The sequence below is a fragment of the Rubrimonas sp. genome (genome assembly GCF_036788415.1).
Classification (GTDB): Bacteria; Pseudomonadota; Alphaproteobacteria; order Rhodobacterales; family Rhodobacteraceae; genus Rubrimonas.
The window spans coordinates 25,616-46,665 of sequence record NZ_DAIQNN010000003.1 but is presented as its reverse complement, the minus strand read 5'-3'; the positions used below and the strand labels follow the sequence as shown (position 1 = coordinate 46,665).

Annotated in this window: 19 protein-coding genes; 11 read left to right on the top strand and 8 right to left on the bottom strand. The window is 69.4% G+C overall.

Annotation, left to right across the window (positions count from 1 at the left end; genetic code table 11):
- The 7 genes from V7Q31_RS01510 to V7Q31_RS01480 all read left to right on the top strand — a co-directional run bounded on the left by V7Q31_RS01510 (position 1) and on the right by V7Q31_RS01480 (position 7,667).
- A complete protein-coding gene (locus V7Q31_RS01510; protein WP_333831896.1) occupies positions 1-1,488 on the top strand; it encodes a 6-hydroxynicotinate reductase in 1,488 nt (495 codons plus the stop codon).
- Positions 1,485-2,327 carry a UPF0280 family protein gene (locus tag V7Q31_RS01505; protein ID WP_333831895.1) on the top strand — a complete coding sequence of 281 codons (843 nt, stop codon included), beginning with the start codon at positions 1,485-1,487 and terminating at the stop codon, positions 2,325-2,327. Before V7Q31_RS01510 ends, V7Q31_RS01505 begins: the two co-directional genes overlap by 4 nt.
- Entirely contained in the window at positions 2,320-2,904 is a 585-nt protein-coding gene (locus V7Q31_RS01500; protein WP_333831894.1) for an amino acid synthesis family protein, read from the top strand. Before V7Q31_RS01505 ends, V7Q31_RS01500 begins: the two co-directional genes overlap by 8 nt.
- 64 nt (positions 2,905-2,968) lie before the next feature.
- Positions 2,969-4,168 carry an ABC transporter substrate-binding protein gene (locus tag V7Q31_RS01495; protein WP_333831893.1) on the top strand — a complete coding sequence of 400 codons (1,200 nt, stop codon included), beginning with the start codon at positions 2,969-2,971 and terminating at the stop codon, positions 4,166-4,168.
- Positions 4,169-4,358: 190 nt separating this feature from the next.
- Positions 4,359-6,206: an ABC transporter permease gene (locus tag V7Q31_RS01490; RefSeq protein WP_333831892.1), complete on the top strand. Its 1,848-nt coding sequence runs from the start codon at positions 4,359-4,361 to the stop codon at positions 6,204-6,206.
- Positions 6,203-6,973: an ABC transporter ATP-binding protein gene (locus tag V7Q31_RS01485; RefSeq protein WP_333831891.1), complete on the top strand. Its 771-nt coding sequence runs from the start codon at positions 6,203-6,205 to the stop codon at positions 6,971-6,973. Before V7Q31_RS01490 ends, V7Q31_RS01485 begins: the two co-directional genes overlap by 4 nt.
- Positions 6,966-7,667, top strand: a complete 702-nt coding sequence (locus tag V7Q31_RS01480; RefSeq protein WP_333831890.1) for an ABC transporter ATP-binding protein — start codon at positions 6,966-6,968, stop codon at positions 7,665-7,667. The genes V7Q31_RS01485 and V7Q31_RS01480 overlap by 8 nt, the downstream gene beginning before the upstream one ends.
- On the opposite strand, the gene V7Q31_RS01475 is transcribed toward V7Q31_RS01480, so the two are convergent.
- From V7Q31_RS01475 to V7Q31_RS01465, 3 genes are all read right to left on the bottom strand, one after another.
- On the bottom strand, positions 7,652-8,320 hold the full coding sequence (locus V7Q31_RS01475; RefSeq protein ID WP_333831889.1) for a YggS family pyridoxal phosphate-dependent enzyme: 669 nt from the start codon (positions 8,318-8,320) through the stop codon (positions 7,652-7,654). The genes V7Q31_RS01480 and V7Q31_RS01475 overlap by 16 nt on opposite strands.
- An 85-nt stretch (positions 8,321-8,405) precedes the next feature.
- A complete protein-coding gene (locus V7Q31_RS01470; protein ID WP_333831888.1) occupies positions 8,406-9,434 on the bottom strand; it encodes a porin in 1,029 nt (342 codons plus the stop codon).
- 118 nt (positions 9,435-9,552) lie between these two features.
- On the bottom strand, positions 9,553-10,677 hold the full coding sequence (locus tag V7Q31_RS01465; protein WP_333831887.1) for a porin: 1,125 nt from the start codon (positions 10,675-10,677) through the stop codon (positions 9,553-9,555).
- An 84-nt stretch (positions 10,678-10,761) separates the two neighbouring features.
- On the opposite strand from V7Q31_RS01465, the gene V7Q31_RS01460 reads away from it, so the two are divergent.
- From V7Q31_RS01460 to V7Q31_RS01445, 4 genes are all read left to right on the top strand, one after another.
- A complete protein-coding gene (locus tag V7Q31_RS01460) occupies positions 10,762-11,304 on the top strand; it encodes a DUF3576 domain-containing protein (protein ID WP_333831886.1) in 543 nt (180 codons plus the stop codon).
- Between the two features lie 77 nt (positions 11,305-11,381).
- Complete coding sequence (gene leuS, locus V7Q31_RS01455; protein WP_333831885.1) at positions 11,382-13,997, top strand: leucine--tRNA ligase; 2,616 nt, start codon at positions 11,382-11,384, stop codon at positions 13,995-13,997.
- Entirely contained in the window at positions 13,994-14,506 is a 513-nt protein-coding gene (gene lptE / locus V7Q31_RS01450; RefSeq protein WP_333831884.1) for an LPS assembly lipoprotein LptE, read from the top strand. Before leuS ends, lptE begins: the two co-directional genes overlap by 4 nt.
- A 7-nt stretch (positions 14,507-14,513) precedes the next feature.
- Positions 14,514-15,530 carry a DNA polymerase III subunit delta gene (locus tag V7Q31_RS01445; RefSeq protein WP_333831883.1) on the top strand — a complete coding sequence of 339 codons (1,017 nt, stop codon included), beginning with the start codon at positions 14,514-14,516 and terminating at the stop codon, positions 15,528-15,530.
- Here the strand turns inward: V7Q31_RS01445 and V7Q31_RS01440 are convergent, their stop codons facing one another.
- The 5 genes from V7Q31_RS01440 to mnmE are packed head-to-tail and all read right to left on the bottom strand — an operon-like array spanning position 15,531 to position 21,046.
- A complete protein-coding gene (locus tag V7Q31_RS01440) occupies positions 15,531-16,400 on the bottom strand; it encodes a ParB/RepB/Spo0J family partition protein (protein WP_333831882.1) in 870 nt (289 codons plus the stop codon).
- Between the two features lie 25 nt (positions 16,401-16,425).
- Positions 16,426-17,223: a ParA family protein gene (locus V7Q31_RS01435; RefSeq protein WP_333831881.1), complete on the bottom strand. Its 798-nt coding sequence runs from the start codon at positions 17,221-17,223 to the stop codon at positions 16,426-16,428.
- Positions 17,213-17,860 (bottom strand): 16S rRNA (guanine(527)-N(7))-methyltransferase RsmG, encoded by a 648-nt coding sequence (rsmG, locus tag V7Q31_RS01430; protein ID WP_333831880.1) that lies wholly within the window; start codon positions 17,858-17,860, stop codon positions 17,213-17,215. Before rsmG ends, V7Q31_RS01435 begins: the two co-directional genes overlap by 11 nt.
- On the bottom strand, positions 17,841-19,754 hold the full coding sequence (gene mnmG, locus V7Q31_RS01425) for a tRNA uridine-5-carboxymethylaminomethyl(34) synthesis enzyme MnmG (protein ID WP_333831879.1): 1,914 nt from the start codon (positions 19,752-19,754) through the stop codon (positions 17,841-17,843). Before mnmG ends, rsmG begins: the two co-directional genes overlap by 20 nt.
- A 2-nt stretch (positions 19,755-19,756) precedes the next feature.
- On the bottom strand, positions 19,757-21,046 hold the full coding sequence (mnmE, locus tag V7Q31_RS01420; protein WP_333831878.1) for a tRNA uridine-5-carboxymethylaminomethyl(34) synthesis GTPase MnmE: 1,290 nt from the start codon (positions 21,044-21,046) through the stop codon (positions 19,757-19,759).
- Positions 21,047-21,050: the final 4 nt, after the last annotated feature.

Genomic DNA, 21,050 nt, shown 5'->3' with positions numbered 1-21,050 from the left:
ATGGTCCGCACCGCTCCCGTCGCGACCGATGGCGGCAAGATCCGCTGCGACGCCTGCCCGGTGATGTGCTACATCTCCGACGGTCGCGCCGGCGCCTGCGACCGCTACGCCAACGAGGGCGGCCAGCTCGTCCGCGTCGATCCCTTCACGGTGCTGGAACACGCCAAGGCCGAAGGCGCCGCCGTCGTCCCCTTCGCCGGCGGGCCCGACTGGGACGGCGATCTGGTCGAGAGCCGCCGGCCCTTCGTCACCGCCGTCGGCGCAGGCACCACCTATCCCGACTACAAGCCCGCCCCCTTCATCGTCAGCCAGAACGTGCGCGGGGTGGACATGGTGACGGTCGTCACCGAGGGCATCTACTCCTATTGCGGCGTCAAGCTGAAGATCGACACCGACCGCTTCCTCGGCCCCGAACAGGCGACCGTGCGCGTCGAGGGCGAGGCGGTCGGCCATGTGACCACCGGCGAATACGGCAGCCGGATGCTCGCGCTCGGCGGCGTGCATCACCTCACCGGCGGCTCGAAGAAGGAGGGCCGCGTCGCCTGCGACGCGCTGATGCGGCTGTGCAACCGCGAGGCCGTCGAGATGACCATCGACGGCGGCGCGACGCTGATCGCGCAAGCGGGGACCCCCCCCGTCATCGACGGCCACGCCGAGGAGCGGATGCGGGTGGGCTGCGGCTCAGCCGCCATCGGCATGTTCGCGCGGCAATGGGCCGACCATCTCGACGACGTCGTGGTGGTGGACGACCACATCACCGGCGTGCTGTCCGAGCATCAGGCCGGCAAGCTGCTGGGGATGCGCCCGACCGGTCTGCGCATCAAGGGCCGCCGCTCGACGCCCGGGCGCTATTTCCAGGTCGCCAATCCGGGCGCCGGCTGGGGCGGGACGGATGTCGAGGACCCGCTGACGATCCTCAAGCCCTTCGACCCCAAGAAGGCCTGGCCGGGGCTGCGGCTGCTGATGGTCTCCACCACCGGCGAGCAGCACGGCTATTTCACGCTGGACGACGCGCTCATCCCCCGCCCCGCCGAGACGCCGGCGGCAGTGCGCGCCTCGGTCGAGCGGGTCGAGGAGAATTGCGAGCCGGCGCTCTGTTCGGTCCTGTTCATGGGCGGCGCCGGGGGGTCGCTGCGCGCGGGCGTCACCGAGAACCCGGTGCGGCTGACGCGCTCGGTGCGCGAGACGCTGACTTACGTCTCCTGCGGCGGCGCGCCGGCCTATGTCTGGCCGGGCGGCGGCATCACCTTCATGGTGGATGTGACGCGGATGCCCACCAACTCCTTCGGCTATGTGCCCACCCCCGCGCTCGTCGCGCCCATCGAGTTCACCATGAGGCTGTCGGACTACGCGGCGCTCGGCGGGCACATGAGCGCCGTGCGCAGCCTTGAGGACGTGCTCGCGGAGGCCGAGCGGAGCGTGGCGCCCGACCGCGACCTGCCCTGGCCGACCGATTCGCGCCATTACGGCTGGGGGACGCCGCGATGAGCGGACCCACGGCGGCGCGTCTGGCGGATGGACGGCTGCACCTGCAGCACGGCCCCATCGACCTGATCGTGGCGGCGGAGGGCCCCGCCGCCGAGACTGCGCTCCACGCCGCTCGGGCGCGCTTCGCGACGATCCTGAGCGAGCTTGTCGCCGAACTTCCGCGCCTGCGCTCGCCAGACGGTCCCGCGCCCTCCGGCGCGGTGGCCCGGCGCATGGTCGCGGCGGTCGCCCCGCACGCCGCGGCCGAGTTCGTCACGCCGATGGCCGCCGTCGCCGGCGCCGTGGCGGATGAAGTTCTGGCGACGATGCGCGCCACTGGGCCCCTCCGGCGCGCCTATGTCAACAATGGCGGCGACATCGCCCTGCATCTGAGCGGCGACGCCCGCTTCACCGTCGCGCTGGCGCAGGAGGACGGGCGGGTTGACGGCGCGCTGACCCTCGACGCGGAAAGCGGCGCTGGCGGCGTCGCCACCAGCGGACAGGGCGGGCGCAGCCTGTCGCTCGGGATCGCCGACGCCGTCACGGTGCTCGCGGGATCGGCGGCGGCGGCGGACGCCGCGGCGACGCTGATCGCCAACGCGGTCGATCTGCCGGGCCATCCCGCGATCCGCCGCATCCCCGCCAACATCCTGCGCGACGACAGCGACCTCGGCGCGCGGCTGGCGGTTGCGTCAGTCGGGCCGCTCGCGCAGGCTGAGACCGAGGCGGCGCTGGCGCGCGGCGCCGCGCGGGCCGAGGCGATGCTGCGCGTCGGCCTGATCCTCGGCGCGGCGTTGCGTCTGCGGGGGGCGGCGCGGCTGGTGGGCGCTGCGCGCGTGAGAGAGGTGGCCCATGCCTGAGCCGGCGATCCGCAAGATCGCGACGCATCTCGAGGAAATCCGCCACGAGGGCGGCGCCCCTCTCGCGCGCCCGATCCTGCGCGCCTGGGCGGCGGCGGTGATCGCCAATCCCTTCGCCGGGCGCTTCGAGCCCGACATCGCGGGCTTCATGGACGATCTGAAACCGCTCGGGCTGGAGCTGTCGCAGCGCCTCCTCGCGCTGCTCGGCGGCGAGCCTTCGGCGGTGGAGAGCTACGGCAAGGGCGCCATCGTCGGCGCCGAGGGCGAGAGCGAGCACGGCGCGCTCTGGCATGTCCCCGGCGGCTACGCGATGCGCGAACTGCTCGGCGGCGCGAAGGCCATCGTGCCGTCGGCGATGAAGCTCGGCGGCGTCGGCGCCAGCCTCGACCTGCCGCTAGGCCACCGCGAGGCGGCCTATGTGCGCAGCCATTTCGACGCCATCGAGATCCGCATTCCCGACGCGCCGCGCCCGCGCGAGATCGTCTATGCTCTGGCGATGACCATGGGCGGGCGGCCCCATGCGCGGGTCGGCGGGCTGACCGTCGATCAGGTGACAGGCGAGGACGGGCTGCGCTGACCAACCATCCACCGCGCCGGCAGAGCGCGGGGCTTGCGACCATGACAACAGAGAGGTGAGACCGATGTTCACGAGACGCGCGACCCTGGCCCTTGCGGCAGCCCTTGCGGTCTGCTCCCCGGCTCTGGCGGCCGATCCGATCCGGGTCGGCGAGATCAACAGCTACACCCGCATGACCGCCTTCACCGACCCTTACAAGAAGGGGTGGGAGCTGGCGCTCGAGCAGGTCAACGCCGCCGGCGGCGTGCGCGACGGGCGCCCCATCGAAGTGCTCTGGCGCGACGACGCGGCGAGCCCCGGCGACGCCGTGAAGATCGCCGAAGAGTTGATCTCGCGCGAAAACGTGACGCTGCTCTTCGGCACGTTCCTCTCCAACATCGGCCTCGCCGTGTCGGACGTCGCCAAGCAGCGGCAGGTGCTGTTCATCGCCGCCGAGCCGCTGGCCGACGCGGTCACCTGGTCGAGCGGCAACCGCTACACCTACCGTCTGCGACCCAACACGACGATGCAGGCCGCGATGCTGGCCGAGGAAGCCGCCAAGCTCGGCGCCAAGCGCTGGGCGACGGTCGCGCCGAACTACGCCTACGGGCAGGAGGCGGTGGAGGCGTTCAAGCGCGAGCTGGGCGCCCGCCAGCCCGATGTGGAATGGGTCGGCGAGCAGTGGCCGGTGCTGTTCAAGATCGACGCCGGCCCCGTGGTGCGCGCGCTCGAGGCCATGGAGCCCGACGCGATCTACAACGTCACCTTCGGCGGCGACCTCGCCAAGTTCGTCCGCGAAGGAACTGTGCGCGGGCTGTTCGAGGGGCGCGAGGTCGTCAGCATCCTGTCGGGCGAGCCGGAATATCTCGACCCGCTGGGCGCGGAAGCGCCCGAAGGCTGGCTCGTGACCGGCTATCCGCCCGAGCAGATCGACACGCCCGAGCACAACCCCTTCCGCGAGGCCTACAAGGCGCGCTGGGGCGAAGAGCCGAAAGTCGGCTCGATCGTCGGCTACAACAGCCTGCTGGCGGTCGCCGCCGTGCTCGAGAAGGCGGCCTCGCTCGAGACCGACGACCTGCTCGCCGCGATGGAGGACCTGACCATCGACACGCCGGTCGGGCCGGTGCGCTTCCGCGCGTCGGACCATCAGGCGACGATGGGCGCCTGGGTCGGCCGGCTCGCGGTGAAGGACGGCAAGGGCGTGATGGTCGACTGGCGCTACGCCGACGGCGCCGACTACCTGCCCTCCGACGAGGACGCGGCGAAGCTGCGCCCCGCCGAGTGAGGCGAGCCAGGCCGGGCCGCCCCCGCGCGGGCGGCCCGCCTGCCGGCATTGACCGATTCACGGAATCTTTGCCAAGAAAAGGCCAATAAAAACAACGGCAACGAGTTCGGACCCGAGCCGACTCCCGGGCGCGGCGGGGCCGACCTCCCCGCGCCCGCCCCGCCTCCCCGCCCGACAAGGAGACCGCCATTTGGGCTTCTATCTCGGCCAGTTCCTGACCGGCCTCGCCTCCGCCTCGTCGCTGTTCCTCGTCGCCTCGGGCCTGTCGATCATCTTCGGCGTCACGCGGATCGTGAACTTCGCGCATGGCTCCTTCTACATGCTCGGCGCCTATCTGGCCTATTCGCTGGTCAATTCCGCGCCGCTCTCGGGCCTCAGCTTCTGGGCCTCGGTGCTGGGCGCGGCGACCATCGTCGGCCTGCTGGGCGTCGCGATGGAGATGCTGGTGCTGCGCCGCATCTACCAGGCGCCGGAGCTGTTCCAGCTGGTGGCGACTTTCGGCGTGGTGCTGATCGTGCAGGACGCCGCCCTCTACATCTGGGGCGGCGAGGATCTGCTCGGGCCCCGCGCGCCGGGGCTGACAGGCGCCGTTCGGATCATGGGCGAGCCGATCCCCGAATACGACCTGTTCCTGATCGTCGTCGGCCCCGCGATCATGGGCCTGCTCTGGCTGCTTTTCCACCGCACCCGCTGGGGCGTGCTCGTGCGCGCCGCCACCGAGGACCGCGAGATGGTGGCCGCCCTCGGCGTCAACCAGCGGCTTCTGTTCAGCTCCGTGTTCTTCCTCGGCGCCTTCCTCGCGGGCCTCGGCGGCGCGCTGCAAGTCCCGCGCGAGGCGGTGACGCTGCACATGGACCTGACGATCATCGCCGACGTGTTCGTGGTGGTGGTGGTCGGCGGGCTCGGCAGTGTGGCCGGCGCGTTTCTGGCGGCGATGCTGATCTCCGAACTCAACGCCTTCGCGCTGCTGATCCTGCCGCAGATCACGCTGGTGCTGCCCTTCATCGTGATGGGCGTCGTGCTGATCCTGCGCCCCTACGGGCTGATGGGCCGCCCCGAGACCGGCGACCACCCGCCGATGCTCAACGAGGAGCCGCTGAAGCTCGCCACCGGGCCGCGCCTCGCGCTGATCTGGGGCGCGGTGGCGGCGCTCGCGCTCGCGCCGCTCGTCGCGGGCGATTTCGGGCTGCTGCTCATCAAGGACGTGCTGATCTTCGCGCTCTTCGCCGCGAGCCTGCACTTCATCATGGGGATCGGCGGCATGGCCTCCTTCGGCCATGCGGCGTGGTTCGGCCTGTCGGCCTACGCCGCCGCGCTGGGGGTGAAGCTGCTCGGGCTCGGCATGGTTCCCGCGCTCGTCCTCGGGCCGCTGACCGCGGCGGCGGCGGCGGTGATTGTGGGCTGGTTCTGCGTGAAGCGCTCGGGCGTCTATTTCGCCATGCTGACGCTCGCGGCGGCGCAGATCGTCTGGTCGGTCGCCTATCAATGGTATGAGGTGACTGGCGGCGATGACGGCATTCTCGGCGTCTGGCCCGCCGACTGGGCCTCGGGCCGGACCAATTTCTACCTGATGGCGCTGGTCCTGTGCCTCGGCGGCGTCTGGGCGCTGCGGCGGATGGCGCACGCGTCCTTCGGCTATGTTCTGCGCGGCGGGCGCGACAGCGCGCTGCGGGCCGAGGCCATCGGCATCGACCTCAAGCGCCACCAATGGCTCGCTTTCGTGATCGCCGCGGCGCTCGGCGGGCTGGCGGGCGCGATCTACGCCTTCTCAAAGGGCAGCGTGTTTCCCGACGAACTCGCGATCCCGCGCTCCTTCGACGCGCTGTTGATGGTGCTGCTCGGCGGCGTGCAGGCGCTGATGGGGCCGATCATCGGCGCGACCGTGTTCATCCTGCTTGAGGACGCGATCTTTCGGCTCGACTACTGGCGGTTCATCTTCGGGCTGACGATCCTCGGCATCGTGATCCTGGCGCCCGACGGGGTGGCGGGCGGCCTGCGTCGGCTCGAACGCTGGGCGTTCGCGCGGAGGCGGGGATGAGCGCGCTGCTGGAAATCTCCCGCCTCAGCAAGGCTTATGGCGGGGTGCACGCCGTCGAGGACGTCTCCTTCGCGCTCGGCCGCGGCGAGCTGCTCGCGCTGATCGGGCCGAACGGGGCCGGCAAGACCACCTGCTTCAACATGCTCAACGGCCAGATCAGGGCCGACAGCGGCTCGGTCCGGCTGGACGGCGCGGAGCTTCTCGGCAGGCGCCCGCGCGAGATCTGGCGGATGGGGGTCGGGCGGACGTTCCAGATCACCGCCACCTTCACCTCGATGACCGTGGTCGAGAACGTGCAGATGGCGCTGATCAGCGCAGGCCGCGAGACGTTCGACCTGTTCCGCCGCGCCACCCGCCGCCACCGCGCGGAAGCCGAGGCGCTGCTCGACCGGGTCGCGATGCTCGACCAGGCCGAGCGGACCTGCGGCGAGCTCGCCTATGGCGACCTCAAGCGGCTGGAACTCGCCATTGCGCTCGCCCATCGCCCGCGCCTGCTGCTGATGGACGAGCCGACCGCCGGCATGGCGCCGCGCGAGCGCATCGAGCTGATGGCGCTCGCGGCGGGGATCGTCGCCGAGCAAGGCGTGTCGATCCTGTTCACCGAGCACGACATGGACGTGGTGTTCGCCCACGCCCACCGCATCCTGGTGCTGAACCGGGGCCGGCTGATCGCCGAAGGCCGCGCCGACGAGATCAGGGCCGACCCGCTGGTGCGCGAAGTCTATCTCGGGGGCGGGGCGGTCTTCGCGGAGGCGCGCGATGCTTGAAGTGCGCGGGATCGACAGCTTCTACGGCGCGGCGAAGATCCTGCGCGGCGTCTCGCTCAGCGCGCGGGCGGGAGAGGTGGTGGCGTTGCTGGGGCGCAACGGGGCGGGCAAGACCACCACGATGAAGTCGATCATGGGGCTCGTCCGCCCGCGCGCGGGGACGGTGCGTTATGACGGGCGCGACATCACGGGCCAGCCGCCGCACCTCGTCTGCCGGGCGGGGCTCGGCTATGTGCCGGAGGAGAGGCGCATCTTCAAGACATTGACGGTGCAGGAAAATCTGACTGTCGGTGAGCGCCCGGCGCGCGACGGCGCGCCGTTCTGGACTGTCGAGCGGCTCTTCGCGCTGTTCCCCAACCTCGCCGAGCGGCGGCGCAATCCCGGCGGCGCGCTCTCTGGCGGCGAGCAGCAGATGCTGACCATCGCGCGCACGCTGATGGGCAATCCGAGCCTCGTGCTGCTCGACGAACCCTCCGAGGGCATCGCGCCGGTGATCGTGGAGCAGATGGCGCGGGTGATTCTGCAACTGAAGGGCGAAGGGCTCACCGTGCTCCTGTCCGAGCAGAACCTGCATTTCGCCCGGCTGGTGGCCGACCGCGCCTGCGTGCTGGAGAAGGGCGAGGTGAAGTTCGAGGGCGCCTTCGCCGATCTCGAAGCCGACCCTGAGATCGGCGCGCGCTATCTGGCCGTGTGAGGCGCGACGCGCTCGCCGAACACCGCCGAGCCGATCCGCACATGCGTCGCGCCGAGCATGATCGCGGCCTCGAAATCCGCGCTCATGCCCATCGACAGGCCCGACAGGCCGTTGCGCGCCGCGATCTTCGCCAGCAACGCGAAATGCGGCGAGGGCGGTTCGTCGGCGGGGGGGATCGCCATGAGGCCGGCGAGCGGCAGCCCGCAATCGCGCCGGCACGCTTCGATGAAGGCGTCGGCCTCGGCTGGGAGGACGCCGGCCTTCTGCGGCTCCTCGCCGGTGTTGACCTCGACGAACAGCTCCGGCGCGCGACCCGTTGCGGCGATGGCGTCGGCGAGCTTCGCGGCGAGCTTCGGGCGGTCGAGCACATGGATCGCGTCGAAGAACTCCACCGCGGCCCGCGCTTTGTTGGTCTGGAGCGGGCCGATCAGATGCAGGCGCAGATCGGGGTGGGCCTCGCGCCGGGCCGTCCAGCGGCCCAGCGCCTCCTGCACGCGGTTCTCGCCGAACACGCGATGGCCCGCGGCGAGCGCCGCGTCGACCCGCGCGTCGGGCTGGACTTTCGACACCGCGATCAGCGTGACCGAGCCCGGCGCGCGACCGGCGTCGCGTTCGGCCTGCGCGATGCGGGCGCGCACGTCGTCGAGGGACATCGCGGGGCTCTCCACTGGCCATGCCGGGTCGACCGCCCGGTGCGCCAGACCTAATCCGGGCGCGCCGCGAGGAAAAGCGCCAGCGTCAGAAGTTGAGATAGAGAACGCCGCCGACAGCCGCGCTCTCTCCTGCGCCGGTCGCGTCGCCGAATTCCACGATGCCGGCCGCCGTCACGCCCGGCGCCAGGCGGTAATCGACTTCGAAGTTCACGCCCCAGTCGTCTTCGGTGCGCACCGTGCTGTCGAGAATCGTCGTGTAATTGGCGAAGAAGCCCCAGGGTCCGCCTTCGTACTGCGCGCCGACCGAGAGCGAATCTTCCTCCTCGCCATTGGGGTTGCGGTAGGAATAGCGCGCGCCGAGTCCGACCCCACGGGCCGAGAGGTTGGACGCGAAGACATAGCTGGGGTCGTCGAAGCTGTCGCCGTCGAAGAAGGCGCCCGAGAAGCCGAGATCGGCCTCATGGCCGATGATACCCGAGAGATCGACGCCGCCGCGCAGTCCGAGTTCGATGAAGTTCTCCTCCTTGGACGCGTCGAGCGAAGTGGCGACCCCATTGTCCTCCGTCGTCGGCGCCCAGGAGATGCCCGCGCGGGCGGTGAAGGCGCCTGCGCCGAGCGTCGGGGTCAGGTAGGTCACCTTGAGGTCGTCGCTCGAGTCGGCGCCATCGTTGATCAGGTTGAGGTTCGTATCGTCCGAGTACCAGTCGAAGAGGAAGCCGTCGACTTCCGCCGAGCAGGACACGCTGCAGCCGGCTGGCGTCAGCGTGAGCTGGTCGCCAGCGCCGTCCTGCTCGCCGATCTCGATGCGACCGAAATCGCCGGAGACGAACAGGTTCGCCTCGTCGAAAGAGCTGGAGCCGTCGCTGCTGGCATCCGCGACGTCGAGCTCGAAATAGGTTCCGAATGTCAGGCCATTGTCTGCGGCGGACTGGAACCGGAAATGGATTTCGGCCTCGCGCACGAGACCGAGATCGTTTCCGCTCTGGTCGGCGTCGATGTAGCCGACGCCCCCCTTGAAATAACCGCCGACCCGCGCGCTCCACTCCTGGGCGACGGCGGGCTGACAGATGGCGACCGCTGCGAGGCCGAGGGCGAGCGCGCGAAGGTGGGCCATCCGAAAGCTCCGTTTAAAAAACGCGCTTTCATACCGCGGTTGCGCGACAGTTCGAAGACCGAAAACGAAAAAGGGAGCGGCTTTCGCCGCTCCCTACATTTGAAGTCCGCTTGGACGATCAGTAGGCCAGCGAGAGCCAGAGGCCGACCGAGTAGGAGTCGTCGCCGCCGGGCGCGCCGTCATCGGCCCACTCGATCGTGCCGCCGGTCACAACGCCGGGGGCGAGCGAGTAGCTCACGCCGGCCGCCACGCCCTGGTCGCCGTCGCGGTTCGCGTTGTCGCTGTCGAGCACGGTGCCGTAGTCGGCGCCGATCTTCCACGGGCCGGTCGAGTAGGCGAGGCCGACGCCGAGATGATCGGACTCGTCAACTTCGATGTAGCCGTAGTTGACGCCGAAGTCGAAGCCGAACGCGCTCAGCTTGGCCCCGCCGGCGAAGGACGTGTCGTCGTCAGCGCCAGCGACCGTGTCGGACACCCAGCCGCCGCCGACCTGCACGCCAATTCCCGAGAACTCGCCCTTGTACTGGGCGCCGATCTCGATGGCGTTCTGCTCGTCCGCCGCGTCGAGCGAGGTCGCAATGCCGTTGCCGGCGGCGTTACCGGTCGGCGAGATGCTCGGCGACCACGAGATGGCGGCCGTGAAGCCGGCGAAGCTCGGAGTGAAGTAAGCGACCTTGAGCGAGTCGCCGGTGTCGGCCCCGTTCGAGCGGATGCTGGTGCCGCCCTCGCCTTCGTAATCGTCGAACAGCAGACCGGTGTTGTCGGCGGCGCGCACGAAGTCGGCGCCCACGTTGCCCGACCCCATCGGGCCATCGGCGGCGCCGTCGAACTCGCCGACTTCGACGCGACCGAAGGAGCCCTGAACCCAGGCCGACGCTTCGTCGAAATCGGCCGAGCCGTCCGAGGAGGTGTCGCCGACTTCCAGTTCGAACTTGGAACCGAAGGTGAGGCCGTTGTCAGCGACGAGGCGGAAGTTGAAGATGATTTCCGAGTCGCGCTTCAGCGCGAAATCGTTGCCGTCCTGGTCGGCGTCGATGTAGGCGACGGCGCCGGTGAAGAAGCCGCCAACGCTCGCGGACCATTCCTGCGCAGCTGCGCCGGTGGCGGTGAGGGCGACGGCCGCGGCCGAACCCAGCAGAAGTTTTTTCATTTTGCGTCCCTCGCAGATACGATCTGTCCAGAAAGCCCGGTCCGTTTGCCGCGCTTCTGAAACTGGCGTATTACCGGCCCTGTTGCGGGTCAAGCAAACGCATCCGGGGAGACGCGTGTGAGCAGGGATTGTGGTTCGAGCGACACAGTGACGGCAGGGGCGCGGCGCAGTCGCTCGTTGGGGCGGTTCGCCCTCGCCGGCGCGGCCGCAGGTCTTCTCGCCGCTTGCAATGGCGGCCCCGCAATCGGCCCGGTTCCCGAACGCCCGAACGAGCGCGCCTCGCGCATTGAAGGCGAAAGGCAGGGCTCGCTCGCCGAAGTGCTCGGGGGCGGACAGGTGCGCAACTCGAACGTCCGCCTCGGGACGGGCGGCGGCGAGGCGCTGATCGGCGCGCCGGTCAATCGTCACATCTGGCGCGCGGCGATCGACACGCTGGCCTTTCTGCCGATCGCCTCGACCGATCCGTATTCGGGCGTGATCGCGACGGATTGGGGCGTGGTCGAGGGGAATGCGGAAGAGCGCGTGAAAGTCACCGCTTTCGTCACCGATGTCGAGCTCTCGCCGGCTTCGCTCCGCGTCGCGGTCTTCAGGCAGGCGCGCGATGCGCAGGGGGCTTGGGTCCAGGCGCCGGTCGCGGCGCAAACCGCCGAGCAGGTCGAGGACGCGATCCTGACGCGGGCGCGCCAGCTCCGCCTTGAAGAAGAGAGCGCGGGCGGCTGAAGGAGCGGCCCCGGCGACGTTGCATGCGGCGGCGCGGCTGCGTATGACGCGAGGCGGTCGTCCGAGGGAGCCCGCCGATGTCGCGCACCGTATCCGCGTCGCAACCGACTGCGCAGAGTCGCTACGACGCCAGCGCAGTCGAGCCGAAATGGCGCGCGGCCTGGGAGGCGCAGGGCGCGTTCCGGGCGGTGCGAGATGAAAGCCGTCCGAAATACTATGTTCTTGAGATGTTCCCTTATCCATCGGGGCGCATCCATATGGGACATGTCCGCAACTACGCGATGGGCGACGTGATCGCGCGCTACAAGCGGGCGCGCGGCTTCAACGTCCTGCATCCGATGGGCTGGGACGCCTTCGGCCTGCCCGCGGAGAACGCCGCGATCGAGCGCGGCGTCGATCCGGCGCAGTGGACGCGCGAGAACATCGCGGCGATGCGCGCCCAGTTGAAGATGATGGGGCTGTCGCTCGACTGGTCGCGCGAAATCGCCACCTGCGAGCCGGAGTATTACGGCCAGCAGCAGGCGCTGTTTCTCGACATGCTCGAAGCCGGGCTCGTCTATCGCAAGGCTTCGACTGTCAACTGGGACCCGGTCGATCATACGGTTCTCGCCAACGAGCAGGTGATCGACGGCAAGGGGTGGAGGTCGGGCGCGCCGGTGGAGCGGCGAGAGCTCACGCAATGGTTCTTCCGCATCTCCGACTTCGCCGAGGAGCTGCTCTCGGCGATCGACGGGTTGGAGAAGTGGCCGGAGAAGGTGCGCGCCATGCAGCGCAACTGGATCGGTCGGTCGGAAGGGTTGCAGTTCCGCTTCGACATTGTCGAACCCGGCGATCTGCCGCAGCATGTCGAAGTCTACACGACGCGGCCCGACACGCTGTTCGGGGCGAGCTTCTGCGCTGTGGCCGTCGATCATCCGCTGGCGCGCGCGCTCGAAGCGCGCGACCCGGCGTTGGCGGCGTTCTGCGCGCAGAGCCGTAGCCTCGGCACGTCGGAGGCGGAGATCGAGGCGGCCGAAAAGGTCGGCTACGACACCGGGCTGCTGGTGCGTCATCCCTTCCAGCCGGGGCGAACGCTGCCCGTCTACGTCGCGAACTTCATCCTGATGGAGTACGGCACCGGGGCGATCTTCGGCTGCCCGGCGCATGACCAGCGCGACCTCGATTTCGCGCGGCGCTATGGGCTCGAGGTGACGCCGGTGGTGGCAGGGGAGAGCGGCGGCTACGACGGCGGGGCGGAGGCCTATACGGGGCCGGGACGGCTGATCAACTCGCAGTTCCTCGACGGGATGACGGTCGAGGAGGCGAAGACCGAGGTGATCCGGCGCATGCGCGCGGACGGACGCGGCGAGGCGCGGGTGAATTTCCGGCTGCGCGACTGGGGCGTCTCGCGCCAGCGCTTCTGGGGCTGCCCGATCCCGGTGGCGCACTGCCCGACTTGCGGCGTCGTTCCCGTGCCGAAGGCGGAGTTGCCCGTGCGTCTGCCCGAGGACGCGCGCTTCGAGAAGCAGGGCAACGCGCTGGAGCATCATCCGACATGGGCGAAGACCTCCTGCCCGCGCTGCGGCGGCGCCGCGCGGCGCGAGACGGACACGATGGACACGTTCGCCGACTCGTCTTGGTATTTCGCGCGGTTCACCGCGCCTCACGCCGGCGCGCCGACCAGCGCGCCGGACATCGCCTACTGGATGAATGTCGATCAATATATCGGCGGGGTGGAGCACGCGATCCTGCATCTGCTCTACGCGCGGTTCTGGTGTCGGGCGATGCGGCGGACGGGACATCTGCCGCAAAGCGCGATCGAGCCCTTCGACGCGCTGTTCACGCAAGGCATGGTCTGCCACGAGACCTATGCGAGCGCGTCCGGCGGCTGGCTGACGCCCGATGAGGTCGAGCTGCGCGATGGGCGGATCGTCGAGCGGGCGACCGGCGCGGCCGTGACCGTCGGGCCGTCGATCAAGATGTCGAAATCCAAGAAGAACGTCGTCGATCCCGAAGCGATCATCGCCACCTACGGGGCGGATGTGGCGCGGTGGTTCATGCTGTCCGACAGCCCGCCCGAGCGCGACGTGGAGTGGACGGCGGCGGGCGTCGAGGGCGCGGCGCGGCATGTGCAGCGCGTCTGGAGGCTGCTGCAGACGGCGCTCCCGGCGATGGCGCCGACGGGCGCGGCGGCGACAGGACCGGCGAGCGGAGCGGCGACGGCGCTGCGACAGGCGACGCATCGCACCATCGCGGGCGTCACCGAAGACATCGAAGGCTTCGCCTTCAACAAGGCAGTCGCGCGCCTCTACGAATTCGTCAATGCGATCGCGAAGGCGGCGCAGGGCGACGCGCGCACCGAACCCGATATGGCGGAGGCGCTGCGCGAGGCGTTCGAGGCGCTGGCGCTGCTGAGCGCTCCGATGACGCCCCATCTCTCTGAAGAAATGTGGGCGGCGCTCGGGCGCGAGATCCCTGTCGTGGCCTCCCCCTGGCCCGTCGCCGATCCCGGGCTTCTGGCGCGCGACGAGATCGTGATCGCCGTACAGGTCAACGGCAAGCGTCGGGCCGAAATCACAGCCCCGGTCGATGCGGGGCCGGACGCACTCGAAGCGATGGCGCTGGCGGCGCCGGACGTGGCGCGGATCGTCGGCGGCGCGACGCCGCGCAAGGTCGTGGTCGTGCCCGGCCGGATCGTCAACGTGGTGCTGTGAGCGCCCCGACTCGCCGAGGGGCGCTGTGCGTCTTCCTCGCCGCCTCGGGCGCGCTTGCGATCAGTGCTTGCGCCTTCGAACCGCTGCACCGACCGGGCGGCGCCCTAGGCGATCTGCGTGGGACCGTTGCGATCTCCGGCGTAGACGGGCGCGAGGGCTACGCGTTCCGGCGCACGCTCGAACGCCGCTTCGGGACGGCGGCGCCGAACCCGGCCTATCTGCTCGAAGCGCGGTTGAACTTCGAGCGGCGCGGTCTGGCGATCACGCGCGACGACGCGGTGACGCGGTTCGATGTGTCGGGGGAGGCGGCTTTCGCGCTCCGACAGACGACGGACGGAAGTCTCGTCGCGGAGGGCGTCGCGCGGGCATTGTCGGCCTACAGCGCGCTTGCGACGCCTTACGCGACGCGGATAGCCGCCCGAGACGCGGAGCGGAGAGTCGCGGAAGACCTCGCCGAACGCGTCTATGCGCAGATCGCAGCGCAACTCTCGCGCAGTTCGGTGAAATGAGGGCGCGGTGAAGCTGAGCGCCGGAGCGATGGCGGCGTTCTGCGCGCGGCCCCCGGCGGGGATCAAGGCGGCTCTGATCCATGGCCCGGACGCTGCGGAAGTGGCGCAGCGACGCCGGGCGCTGATCCAAGCGCTCGCCGGCCCAGACGCGGAGGCGGAACTGCGGGTGACCGCGCTCGACGCGATGGCGGTGCGCGCAGATCCCGCGATAGCGGACGATGCGCTGCGCGCGACCGGGTTCTTTCCGGGCCGCCGCGTCGTCTGGATCGCCGATGCGACCGATGCGCTCGCCGAGGCCGTCGGGCGGGCTGCGGATGCGGCCTCGCCAGAGGACGCCTGGTTGATCGTGACGGCGTCGGCGCTCGCCGCCAAAGGGCGCTTGCGGGGGCTGTTCGAGGGGTCGCGCGACATGGCCGCCCTCGCCTGCCATGGCGATCCGCCCGACCGCGCCGGGCTCGACGTGGCGCTGCGCAAGGCTGGATGCACGGCGTCGCCCGAAGGGCTCGCGGCGCTTGAGGACGTCGCGCGAACACTCGACGCGGGCGCTTTGGCGCAGCTTGTCGAGAGTCTGGCGCTCTACAAGCTGAACGACCTCGATCCGCTCTCGGCTGACGACGTCGCGGCCTGCGCTCCGCCTCGCGCGGCTGAAGACGCCGAGATGGCGGCGGCGGCCGTCGCGGATCGCCGGCCCGAGGCGCTGCGCGCTGCGACGGCGCGTCTCGCAGCGCACGGCGTCGACGCTGCGCAGATCGTCGGCGCCACGATGCGCCGCTTCCGCTTGCTGCACGCGATCGCCGTGGAGGGCGGGGACGCCGGCGTCCTCAACCGCGTCCGACCGCCGGTCTTCGGGCCCCGGCGCGACGCCATCGCGCGCGCGGCGCGGCATTGGTCGGCAGCGCAGATCGAAGCGGCGATCGTCGCGTTGCATGAGCTCGACGCCGCATTGCGAAGCGGCGACCGCGCCCCGCGTCGCGCGTTGATGGAGCGGACGCTTCTCAAGATCGCGCTGTCGCCCGAGCGTTGATCAGCGGCTAAGCAACTGGCAGATGCCGTCGAGCTGGTCGAGATCGCGATAGGCGATGCGCACTTCTCCCCCGCCCGACCCGCCATGCCGGATCGCGACGCGCAATCCGGTCGCCGCTGTGAGATCCGCTTCGAGCGCGCGCGTGTCGGCGTCCTGCCGCCCCGTCGCCTCCGCCCGCGCCGGACGGGGCGCCGCGGCCGTCTTGGCGAGGCGCTCCGTCTCGCGAACGGAAAGGCCGCGTGCGACGACGACCCGGGCCAGCGCGACGGGATCCGGGGCTGTTATCAGCGCCCGGGCATGCCCGGCGCTGAGCCGACCGTCGCGGGTCATGGCGATGACCTCATCCGGAAGAGTCAACAATCTCAATGCGTTGGCGATGTAGCTCCGACTCTTGCCAAGCGCTTCGCCGAGCTGCTCCTGAGTGTGTCCGAACCGCTCGACGAGCTGCGCGAAGCCGGCGGCTTCCTCAATCGGATTGAGATCTGCGCGTTGGATGTTCTCGACGATTGCGACTTCCAGGACATCGGAGTCGGTCATCTCGCGCACGATGACCGGAAGCTCGTGCAACTGGGCGCGCTGGGCGGCGCGCCACCGGCGTTCGCCAGCGACGATCTGGAAGCAGGACGGGTCGGCTGGATCGGGACGAACGATCAGCGGCTGGACAACGCCGCGCGCGCGAATCGACGCGGCGAGCGAGTCGAGATCCTCTTCATCGAAACGTTTGCGGGGTTGGTTGGGGTTTGGCCGGATGCGTTCGATCGGGGCCGTCGCGGCGGGCGCGGCTGAGCCCGGATCGGGATCCGCACGCACGTCGTCCATCAAGGCCGCGAGACCTCGGCCGAGTCCCTTCCGGCGCTGCGTTTCGCTCATCTCATGGTCCTCTGATGCGTGCGCCTCATGCCGCCAGCGCGACGCCTTCCCGGCGCAGCATCTCGCCGGCGAGACGGATATAGGCTTGGCTGCCCGCGCAGTTCTGATCGTATACGAGCGCCGGAACCGCGTGCGACGGCGCTTCCGACAGTCGGACGTTGCGCGGGATGACCGTCTGATAGACGAGGTCCCCGAGCGTGCCGCGCACGTCTTCGGCCACCTGCGCAGACAGATTGTTGCGCTTGTCGTACATTGTCAGGACGATGCCCTGAATCGTAAGCTTTTGATTTAAAGACTTTTTTATCATCTCAATGGTGCGCAGCAGCTGCGACAGCCCCTCCAGCGCGAAGAACTCGCATTGGAGGGGGACGAGAACGGAACCGGCCGCGACCATCGCATTGACAGTCAACAGATTGAGGGCCGGCGGACAATCGATCAGGATGAACTCGAACTCCGACCCGACGGGATCGATGGCCGCGCGCAAGCGGAGATTGCGGTCCCGCGCATCGATCAGATCGATATCGGCGCCGGACAGGTCCGGCGAGGCGGGGGCGATCCAGAGATTCGGAATCTCCGTCGCGCGGATCACATCCGACGCCGATGCAGACCCGGTGATCAGATCGTAGGTCGATCGCTCCCGCGAACGCGGCCCGACGCCGAGACCGGTCGACGCGTTGCCTTGCGGGTCCAGATCGACCACCAAGGTGCGTTTGCCGACGGCCGCGAGCGCAGTCCCGAGATTGATCGCCGTCGTGGTCTTTCCGACGCCGCCCTTTTGATTGGCGAGGGCGATCACGCGCGGGGCGGCGTTGTCATCCGACACGAAGACACTCCCTGATGCGCAGAACGCACGCCTGCGGATCCGTCGCACTTGCGATCCGATCAACGTCCATATGCCAACATCTGCGCGCCTCGGTCAATTCGGCATCGACTCGCGCCCCCTTGGGAAAGAGGAAAACGCCGCCCGAATTGCGCCACGGCGCCGCCAATGTCAGAAGCTTCCCGAGCGGGGCCAGCGCGCGAGCCGAAACAACGTCGGCGGGACTGAAGGGGCTGCCCTCGACGCGACGCCTCAGCACCCTCGCCCGCACGCCCAATTCGCGAGTCGCGGCTTCGAGAAAAGCGCATTTTCGCGCATCGCTCTCGACGAGACGGAAGTCGAGCTGACGACCCGATCCCTCCGCAAGGATGGCGATCACCATGCCGGGGAAGCCGCCGCCAGCCCCCAGATCGACCCACGACCCGGCATGGTCCGGGGCGAGAGCGAAGAGTTGAGCGCTGTCGAGGGTATGCCGCCGCCTGATGTCGTCGACCGTACCCGGGGCGATCAGATTGATGGCGGCCGTCCATTTCCGGACAAGCGCCTCGAACGCCTCAAGACGCTCCAGTGTTTCACGTGAAACATCGGCGAGTCCCCACGCGCTGCCCTCACGCGTCGCGTCACCCATGACCGCGCGCATGTCTCGGCGAGCTCTCGCTATGCGCCCGCGCCGCGTGACTGCGCAACAGGAGAAGAGCAGCCGGCGTCATCCCGTCGATTCGGGCCGCCTGTGCGAGTGTCGCGGGGCGCGCCGCGCTCAGTTTCTCGCTGAGTTCGCGAGAGAGACCCGGAATGCGACGGTAGTCGAGCGCAGCGGGCAGCTCGATCGCGCTGTCGCGCCGCAGGACCTCGACATCCTCCGCCTGCCGGTCGAGGTAGACCCGATAGCGCGCATCGGTCTTCAATTGCGCGGCGATCTGCGACGGCAACGTAGCCAGCTCCGGGGCGAACGCGAGCAGGGCCTCGAACGGCACATCCGCGCGTTCCAGAAGCTCGAGACCACTGCGCCGCACCCCATCTGCGGTGATCGAGAGGCCCGCCCGCACGGCTTCCGTCGGGGTGACCACGAGGGCGGACAGCATCTCCCGGCCTCGCGCAAGTGCGGCAAGCTTGGCTTCGAAAACACGCTCGCGTTCCTTCGAAACGCATCCCAGGGCGATCCCGTGCGGGGTCAGACGCTGGTCGGCATTATCGGCCCGGAGCGCGAGACGGTATTCGGCCCGCGAGGTGAACATCCGGTAGGGCTCGCAGACGCCCCGCAGGGTGAGGTCGTCGATCATGACGCCGATATAGCTCTCCTGCCGACCGAAGGTGACTGGCGCGCGGCCCAGACAGCGATGCGCTGCATTGAGCCCCGCCATGATCCCCTGCGCCGCGGCTTCTTCGTAACCCGTGGTCCCGTTGATCTGTCCTGCGAGGAAGAGGCCCTCGATACCGTCGAGCGACAGATCGGGCCTCAGGACGCGGGGGTCGACGTAGTCATACTCAATCGCGTAGCCATGGCGCGTGATCCTTGCGCGCTCCAAGCCCGGGATGGTGGCGACATACTCCTCCTGAACGCTCCGGGGCAACGAGGTGGACAGGCCATTCGGATAGACTGTGGGGTCGTCGAGGCCCTCCGGCTCGAGGAAAACCTGGTGCGACGGTTTTTCCGCGAAGCGGCTCACCTTGTCCTCGACGGAGGGGCAGTATCGGGGCCCGACGCCCTCGATCCTGCCCGCATACATCGCCGACTGAGACAGGTTCCGCCTGATCACGTCATGCGTGCGTTCCGTCGTCTGCGTCAGCCCGCAACATATCTGCGCTGCGAGCGGTCGCTCGCTGAGAAACGAGAACATCGCGGGCGCGCTGTCGCCCGGTTGCCGTTCGACGCGATCCCAATCGATCGTACGCCCGTCGATGCGCGGCGGCGTCCCCGTCTTCAGCCTGCCGATCGGCAGACCCAGCGCGCGCAACCGCCCTCCCAAAGCTGTCTCCGACGGATCGCCGAAGCGGCCGCCCGCCATTTTCTCGGCGCCGATATGGATCACGCCGCCGAGAAAAGTCCCCGTCGTCAACACCACAACGCGGCACGGAATGCGGGCGCCATCCGTCAGCTCGACGCCGCGGATGACTGGACCCTCGAGAACCAGATCGGAGACCGCGCCCTCGATCACCGCAAGCCCCGCAGTCGCCGCCACGGACTCCTGCATCGCGGCTCGGTAGAGCCCGCGATCGCACTGGGCGCGGGGACCTTGCACGGCGGGTCCCTTGCTGCGGTTGAGGAGGCGGAACTGGATTCCAGCGCGATCCGCGGCCCGCCCCATGAGACCGTCGAGCGCATCGATTTCGCGCACCAGATGCCCCTTGCCGAGGCCGCCGATCGCCGGATTGCACGACATCTCGCCAATCCGGTCGCGACGATGCGTCACCAGGCCGACGCGCACGCCGAAGGACGCGCCGAGTCGGGCAGCCGCATGGGCGGCCTCGGCGCCGGCATGCCCACCGCCGACGACGATGATGTCGAACTCGTCCCGCTGTTTCACGTGAAACACTCTCATTTCCCGAGGCAGAAGCGGGAGAAGATCTCCCCGAGAACGTCCTCGACGTCAACCGCGCCCACGATCCGACCAAGGTGACGCGCCGCAAGCCGCAACTCCTCGGCGCGGATCGCGTCGTCTGCGTTGCTCTCGGCGCGCGCCAGCGCCGCGCGGGCGCGCGTCACCGCCTCGACATGCCGCGCGCGCGTGAGGGCGCCGGCCCCTTGGCTGCGCGCCGCGAGCGCGACTTGAACCCGACCGAGAAGCGCGGCGACGCCCGCTCCCGTCTTTGCGGAAACCTGCAAGCGCGCCGAGCCCCTGTCGCCGAGATCGCTCTTGTTGACGACGAAGATATCTCCTGGCTGCGCCGAGGCCACGTCGGCCTCCACGTCGGGATCGGAGACGAATATCCTCAGATCGGCCTGCGCCGCCCGCTCCCGCGCCCGAGCGACCCCCGCACGCTCGACGGGGTCGCCCGATTCCCGCAGGCCCGCCATGTCGAGAAACGTCACTGCGATTCCGCCCAGATCGCAACGTACTTCGATGACGTCGCGCGTCGTCCCCGCAACTTCGGATGTCAACGCAACTTCCCGCCCCGCAATCGCATTCATGAGAGACGATTTCCCGACATTGGGAGGGCCGACCAGCGCCACCTCGAATCCTTCGCGCACGCGCTGTGCGGAGAAGGCGCCGCGAAGGTCTTCGTCGAGCGAGGCGGCGAGCCGCTCGATAGACGATGACGCAGTGTCATACAGATCGCCGGGAAGTTCCTCATCCGAGAAGTCGATCACGGCTTCGGTCAATGCTAGCGCCGACAGGATCGCCTCGCGCCATTCGGCCACCTTGCGCGACAAGGCGCCGTCGAGCATCCGCACCGCCTGTCGATGCTGCGCTGCGGTCTCGGCGTCGATGAGGTCGGCGAGACCCTCCGCTTGAGACAGATCGAGCCGCCCCGCCTCGAATGCCCGACGCGTAAACGCCCCCGGCTCCGCGACCGACAGACCGTCGTAAGCGGCCAGAGCTTCCAGTACGCTGTTCGCGATGGCCCGCCCACCGTGTAGGTGCAGCTCCGCCATCGCCTCCGACGTAAAACTCGCGCCTTCGGCGAAAGCGACGACGAGCGCATCGTCGAGCGTCTCGCCAGTGTGGGGGTGGCGCAATGTCGCTCTGCGCATCCGCCGGTCGGCGACGACCGGTCGCCCTATCAAAGCGGCGACTGCGCGATGCGCCTCCGGTCCCGACAACCTGACCACTGCGATAGCGGCCCGACCAGGCGCCGTGGAGAGCGCATAGATCGTCGACGCCATGCGG